The following is a 6072-nucleotide window of genomic DNA, read 5'->3' as shown; positions in this document are numbered from 1 at the left end:
TCGGCGTGGTGCTCCTGGCCCACCTCAGCCGACAGTGCAACGCGCCGGAAGTGGCCCACTCGACCGTCGCCGGCCACCTGGGCGTCCGGGGCTTCACCGGGCGGATCGCGGTGGCTACGCAGGACACACCGACTGGTCCGCTGCCGATCACCGCAAGCGGCGCCCGTCATCGCCTGGCCACCCAATGTGAACTCGAGTTCTCGTAACCCAGCACTTCGACCGGGAGCCCCTGATGAGTATCTCCGCCGCCGTCCTGCCAGAATACGACCATGAAACATCCGTCACCCGGACCGTGCTCTCCCGGGTTCCCGACGAGCACGCCAACTGGCGACCGCACCCCAAGTCGTACTCGCTGGGCGACCTCTCGGCCCACATCGCCAATCTGCTGACCTGGATCGGACCAACCTTGTCCGAAACCGAACTCGACCTGAATCCCCCCGGGGGCACCGGGTGGGTACCGCCCGGGTATGAGTCGACTGCGGTACTGCTGACGACGTTCGATGCCAATGTGGCGGATGGGCGGGCGGCTATTGCAAGAACGGGAGACGAAGCGTTCGGGGTGCCGTGGTCACTCAAGTACGGCGGCAAGGTGATCTTCACAATGCCGCGTGTCGTCGTATTGCGGTCGTTTGTGCTCAACCACCTGATTCATCACCGGGGTCAGCTGGCCGTGTACCTTCGCTTGCTGGACGTCCCGGTTCCGCAGATCTACGGACCGACCGCAGACGAGCCCTGAGAGATCGGCACCGGCGACGGAGCGCTCGCTCGGTCGCCGGTGTCACTCGCGCAGGCCGAGCAGTGGCAGCGCGAGGCAGCCCGAATCAAGACACGGTTACGCAAGTGCGCCACGATCAGGGCGGCGCCCCCCGCAACACCGGCGAGGGTCTCCCACTCGCTGCTGATGGCAAGACCGTGACCCAGCGCCATCACCACGACGCCCGTCATGCCCAGCGCCATTGCGTCGAACCGACCGTGGCGGGCAACACCAGCACCCAGCGCCACGATCGCGATCGACGCGGCAACCCCGACGAAGACCCAGCCGAGGGTCGGGTCGGCGAGCCAGGCGGCGCCGGTCGCCGGCAGCATCAGGAGCAGAGGCGGTACGACGCAGTGAATCACGCAGGCAACGGAGACACCGACGCCGGCCAGGTCCCATTGACCGACAGCGCGAATCAGGTTGGACGACGAGAAAAGGTGACGCGGCATAAGTGATAACAACTTATCACTATTGACGGGTGCCGCGCTACCCCCTCGCCCGATTGAGCGAGGGAGGCAGGCCGAGCTGGGTCAGATGACGTCGGGGTCTGGTGGAACGGGGGTACCCGCCGGTCGCGGTGTCGGTGGACCCACTCGCCTGAGGGTAATCGGCTCGGGCAGGTCGCCACCGGACAGCGTCAGTCGCTGACCGCGTACTCGGAGCGTGTACACCTCCCACTCGCCGCCGAGGGCAATCATGATCTGGTCAGACCGAAGCCGCCAACGAACCGTCTCTTTTCCCCATGAAGCGCTCGAGTCAGGTCGAATGACAACAGTCTTCGGCCCTTCGGCCTTGACGTTACCCTTCTCCAGCTCCCAGGTCCCGGACAACGCTGCACCCGACGTCTGCGACTGTGCCTGCGCACTGAGGGCCGGTGCGTTGCAGGCCATGATCCCTCCGATCACGACGGCGAACCATCGATTCATGCTGGCGCTCCTGGTATCTCGTTCACGCTGCCCGCCCGGAAAATAGCGCAGCCTGGGCCTCAGAACATCCGCCCGGGTCAAGACAAAGGGGCCGACGCGAGCCGGCCCCTTCGTACCTGCTGGACCGCGGCGGAGGTCCGGGCAACCCTGCTGCCCGGCGCTCCGCTGGGTGGCTTAGTACATCCCGCCCATGCCGCCCGCGCCGGGCGCGGCCGGAGCAGCGGGCTTGTCTTCCTTCTTCTCGACCACGACGCACTCGGTGGTGAGCAGGAGGCCCGAAATCGACGCAGCATTCTGAAGCGCCGTCCGGGTGACCTTGGTCGGGTCGATGACGCCGGCCTTGACCAGGTCCTCGTACTCGTCCGTGGCGGCGTTGTAGCCGACGTTACCCTTCGACTCCTTGACCTTGGCGAGGACGATAGCGCCTTCGACGCCGGCGTTCTGCGCGATGGTGCGGAGCGGCTCCTCGAGCGCACGGCGAACGATGTCGATGCCGATCTTCTCGTCTTCGGTGCCGCGGAGCTTGGTCAGCGACTCCTGGGTCCGGAGCAGCGCAACGCCGCCGCCGGGCACGATGCCCTCTTCGACCGCCGCGCGGGTGGCGTGGAGCGCGTCCTCGACCCGAGCCTTCTTCTCCTTCATCTCGGTCTCGGTCGCGGCGCCGACGTGAATCACGGCGACCCCGCCGGAGAGCTTGGCCAACCGCTCCTGGAGCTTCTCGCGGTCGTAGTCGCTGGTGGACTTGTCGATGGCGACCCGGATCTCGGCGATCCGGCCCTTGATATCATCGGACTTGCCCTTGCCGTCGACGACGGTGGTGTTGTCCTTGTCGATCACGACCCGCTTCGACTGACCGAGGTCGGCCAGAACCGTGTTCTCGAGCTTGAAGCCGAGTTCTTCCGAGATGACCTTGCCGCCGGTCAGCTTGGCGATGTCGACGAGCATTTCCTTGCGGCGATCGCCGAAGCCCGGAGCCTTGACGGCCGCGACCTTGAGGGTACCGCGCAGCTTGTTGACCACCAGCGTGGCAAGCGCCTCGCCTTCGACGTCCTCGGCGAGGATCAGGAGCGGCTTGCCGGTCTGGGCGACCTTCTCGAGGACCGGGAGCAGGTCCTTCATCGCCGAGATCTTCTTGTCGTAGATCAGGATGTAGGGCGTGTCGAGCACGGCCTCCATCTTTTCCGGATCCGTGATGAAGTAGGGCGAGAGGTAGCCGCGATCGAACTGCATGCCGTCGACCGTCTCGAGCGTGGTCTCGAGGCCACGAGCCTCTTCGACCGTGATGACGCCGTCTTTGCCGACCTTCTCCATCGCGTCGGCAATCAGGTCACCGATTTCCCGGTCGTTGTTGGCCGAGATGGTGCCGACCTGGGCGATTTCCTTCTTGCCCGCGGTCGTGGTGCTCAGCTTCTTCAGCTCGTCGACGATGACGCCGACAGCCTTGTCGATGCCGCGCTTGAGCTCCATCGGGTTGGCGCCGGCCGTGACGTTCTTGAGGCCTTCGCGGTAGATGGCCTGGGCAAGCACGGTGGCGGTGGTGGTGCCGTCGCCGGCGAGGTCGGAGGTTTTGGTCGCGACTTCCTTCACCAGCTGCGCACCGATGTTCTCGACCGGGTCGGACAGTTCGACTTCCTTGGCCACCGTCACGCCGTCTTTGGTGACGGTCGGTGAACCGAACTTCTTGTCGATCACGACATTCCGGCCCTTGGGCCCGAGGGTGACCTTGACTGCATCGGCCAACGCATCGACACCCCGCTTGAGCTTGGCGCGGGCGTCGGTATTGAACAGCAAATCCTTGGCTGCCATGGTGTTCTCCTGATGATCCTTCGATTAGCCGAGCTTGGCGAGAATGTCGGAGGCCTTGATGATGACGACCTCGTTCCCATCGAGCGTGAGGTTGGTGCCGCTGTACTTACCGTAGAGCACCTTGTCACCAACTTTGACTTCGACCGGAACGCGCTCGCCCTTTTCGAAACGCCCGGGCCCGACCGCCACGACCTCACCCTGGGTCGGCTTTTCCTTGGCGGTATCGGGGATGTACAACCCGCCCCGCATCGTTTCGCCTTCCTCGTCCGGGCTCACGACCACTCGGTCCTCGAGCGGCGTGATCTTGAGCTTGCCTTTCGACGCCATCAGTTCCCCCAGCTTCGTTGACTGTTACTGTAGGTTGAGTTCATTCAAGCGGTTAGCACTCAACGATCGAGAGTGCTAACGAAGAACATGAAGATAAGGCCTGCCGCCTGTCGGTCAAGCCAAGACCTGCGGCTGGCACTCGAGCAACCCGAGTGCCAGCCGATTCCGGTCGAAATGGCAGAGTATTGGCACGGATGAGAATCCGCAGGGTGCTTCTCGAACTGCCAGGACTGTCGAACCGGCAGCTACCAGTCGAAACGCAGCTCGATTCCGAGGTATTCAGCGGGCTGGTTATAGAATTGTCGTTGAGGCGTAACCCCGGTCAGCCCTACCACCGACAGCCCAAACCGCTGCCCGTCGCGATCGAGTTCGAGTCCTGCCCGCCCTGCGGTCGTAAGCCGCCAGTCGGCGAAGGCGTGGCTCTCCCACCAGACACCGAGCACCGGGCGCACTCGAGCTCCGCCCCAGCTCCCCAGGTCGCCGCGGAAGTCGACGGCGGCACCCGCCGCACTCCCGACGACATCGGGCCTGCTGGCGAGGGCCTGTGACCCGGTCAGGTGGATCGCCACCGGACCAAGTTCGCGGCGGACCCAGATCGCCACGAACTCGCGAGTCCAGTCGAGCCGACCTGCGGAAAAGCGTTCGGCATACTCGTCGCCAAGATGACTGCTCTCGTGCATCAGTTCGACCGTAACCCGCCACGGCCCCCGATGCCACATCCCGTGGATTCCGCCCGTCCAATCGTGGCTGATCAGCGCCGTGCGCGGATCTTCGAGGCTGAATCGGGCGCTGACTTGGCCCACGACGCCAAAGGTGAGAGGCCGTCTGCTTGCCCCCAAAGCCAACAATGAAAAGGAGTTACCGATAGTGACTTCAACTTCTTGTTCAGCCCCGAACTGCGACTCGGTCGGGCTGCTGCGAAGCAAACGAGCGGCCAGACTGATCGGCCTGGGCGCAGCAACCGGGAGCTCGAAACGGTCCACCGATGGCAACCATCGAACCTGCGATTGGGCGGCGTCCACCGGCCCAGCAAGGGACATCAGGGTCGTCAGGCCGATCACAACCGTGACCCGGCTCCGGTTGAACCAGGGTGCCCGGTCAGGTACTTTGGGGCGTCGGAGATAGCACCAGCGTTCCATTGGGAGATCAGGTGACCTATGTGGTTATCGGTAGTTGCGCTCAGTACTGCCCTGTTCGTGGTCGACGACCCGCGGGCCACGGTTCAGGTCGATTCGGCTCGCCGCGAGGTAATCGTCACAGCCGGACCGTTCGACGTATCCGCCATGCCGCCGGGCATGACGCACGACGAATTGGAGATGATGGAGGATCATAATACCCCTCTGCTCCGGTTCGAGTGGCCCGTTGCCGGATGGGTGCGCGGCTTCGACGTCGAGGTCCTTGATGCCAACGGCAAATTGCTCGATCGTCGAATCATTCACCACTTGATCGGGGTCAACTTCGATCGGCGTCAGCTGCTCTACCCCGCCGTCGAACGTCTCTTCGGAATCGGCCGCGAAACAGGGGCCATGATGGCGCCGCGTTCCATCGGCGTTCCGATGACACCTGGCACCCGGTTGGGCATGTACATGGCCTGGCAGAACGAGACGGGAGCCGACCTCGCGGGGATTCAGATCCGAGTCAAGCTGTCCTACAGCCCGACCAATCTAAATCCGCGACCAATCGACGCCCTGCCCTTGTACATGGACGTCAACCTGACGGTCGGCGGCTCGAACACCTACGACGTGCCGGCGGGACGGAGCGAGAAGGCCTACGAGTTCACCATGCCGGTCGACGGGCGTCTGCTCGGGTACAGCGGCCACATGCACGACTACGGTGTCGCGGTGCGTCTCGAAGACGCGGAAACCGGTCGTGTTCTTGCCAAGACCGATGCGAAGCTTACCAAGGACGGCACCATCACCGGCATGTCACGAAGCTTGCCCGGTGTCCGGGGCGATGGCATCCGGCTCCGCGCGGGCCGGAAGTATCGGGTCGTGGGCGTCTACAACAACCCGACCGGCCAAACCATCGCGAACCACGGCATGGCCCACATCAGCGGCGTCTTTGCGCCGGATGACTTCAGCAAGTGGCCGGCACTCGACCTGAGCGACCCGCTGACCCAGGAAGACATTGCCTCACTGAACGAAATGGGTCAGAACCATCACAAGCACCATCAGGCGGACAACGCGCCGTCTGCTCCGCACCGGCACTGATCGGTCCAGACGGCCCCTGATAACGGCTCGGGAATCCTCTGATTCC

General features: G+C 64.1%; 8 protein-coding genes. 3 read left to right on the top strand and 5 right to left on the bottom strand.

Annotated elements, in window-relative coordinates; translation table 11 throughout:
* Nucleotides 1–206, top strand: a 206-nt coding sequence (locus KF785_09980) for a hypothetical protein (protein MBX3147084.1), incomplete at its 5' end; no start/stop codon positions are given.
* A gap of 26 nt (nucleotides 207–232) precedes the next feature.
* Complete coding sequence (locus KF785_09975; protein ID MBX3147083.1) at nucleotides 233–736, top strand: DinB family protein; 504 nt, start codon at nucleotides 233–235, stop codon at nucleotides 734–736.
* Here the strand turns inward: KF785_09975 and KF785_09970 are convergent.
* The 5 genes from KF785_09970 to KF785_09950 all read right to left on the bottom strand — a co-directional run bounded on the left by KF785_09970 (nucleotide 709) and on the right by KF785_09950 (nucleotide 4955).
* A complete protein-coding gene (locus KF785_09970; protein MBX3147082.1) occupies nucleotides 709–1206 on the bottom strand; it encodes a MerC domain-containing protein in 498 nt (165 codons plus the stop codon). The two genes, KF785_09975 and KF785_09970, sit on opposite strands and share 28 nt — an antisense overlap.
* 81 nt (nucleotides 1207–1287) lie before the next feature.
* Nucleotides 1288–1683, bottom strand: coding sequence for a hypothetical protein (locus tag KF785_09965; GenBank protein MBX3147081.1), 396 nt, complete (start codon nucleotides 1681–1683; stop codon nucleotides 1288–1290).
* 174 nt (nucleotides 1684–1857) lie between these two features.
* Nucleotides 1858–3489 (bottom strand): chaperonin GroEL, encoded by a 1632-nt coding sequence (gene groL, locus KF785_09960; GenBank protein MBX3147080.1) that lies wholly within the window; start codon nucleotides 3487–3489, stop codon nucleotides 1858–1860.
* Between the two features lie 24 nt (nucleotides 3490–3513).
* A complete protein-coding gene (locus tag KF785_09955) occupies nucleotides 3514–3816 on the bottom strand; it encodes a co-chaperone GroES (protein ID MBX3147079.1) in 303 nt (100 codons plus the stop codon).
* A 245-nt stretch (nucleotides 3817–4061) separates the two neighbouring features.
* Nucleotides 4062–4955, bottom strand: coding sequence for a DUF1207 domain-containing protein (locus KF785_09950; protein ID MBX3147078.1), 894 nt, complete (start codon nucleotides 4953–4955; stop codon nucleotides 4062–4064).
* Between the two features lie 18 nt (nucleotides 4956–4973).
* Here KF785_09950 and KF785_09945 point away from each other — a divergent pair, with 18 nt between their 5' ends.
* Nucleotides 4974–6026, top strand: coding sequence for a hypothetical protein (locus KF785_09945; GenBank protein MBX3147077.1), 1053 nt, complete (start codon nucleotides 4974–4976; stop codon nucleotides 6024–6026).
* Nucleotides 6027–6072 lie beyond the last annotated feature (46 nt).

The sequence above is a fragment of the Gemmatimonadales bacterium genome (genome assembly GCA_019637315.1).
Taxonomy (GTDB): Bacteria; Gemmatimonadota; Gemmatimonadetes; order Gemmatimonadales; family GWC2-71-9; genus SHZU01.
This window is presented reverse-complemented; position numbering and strand designations above follow the sequence as displayed.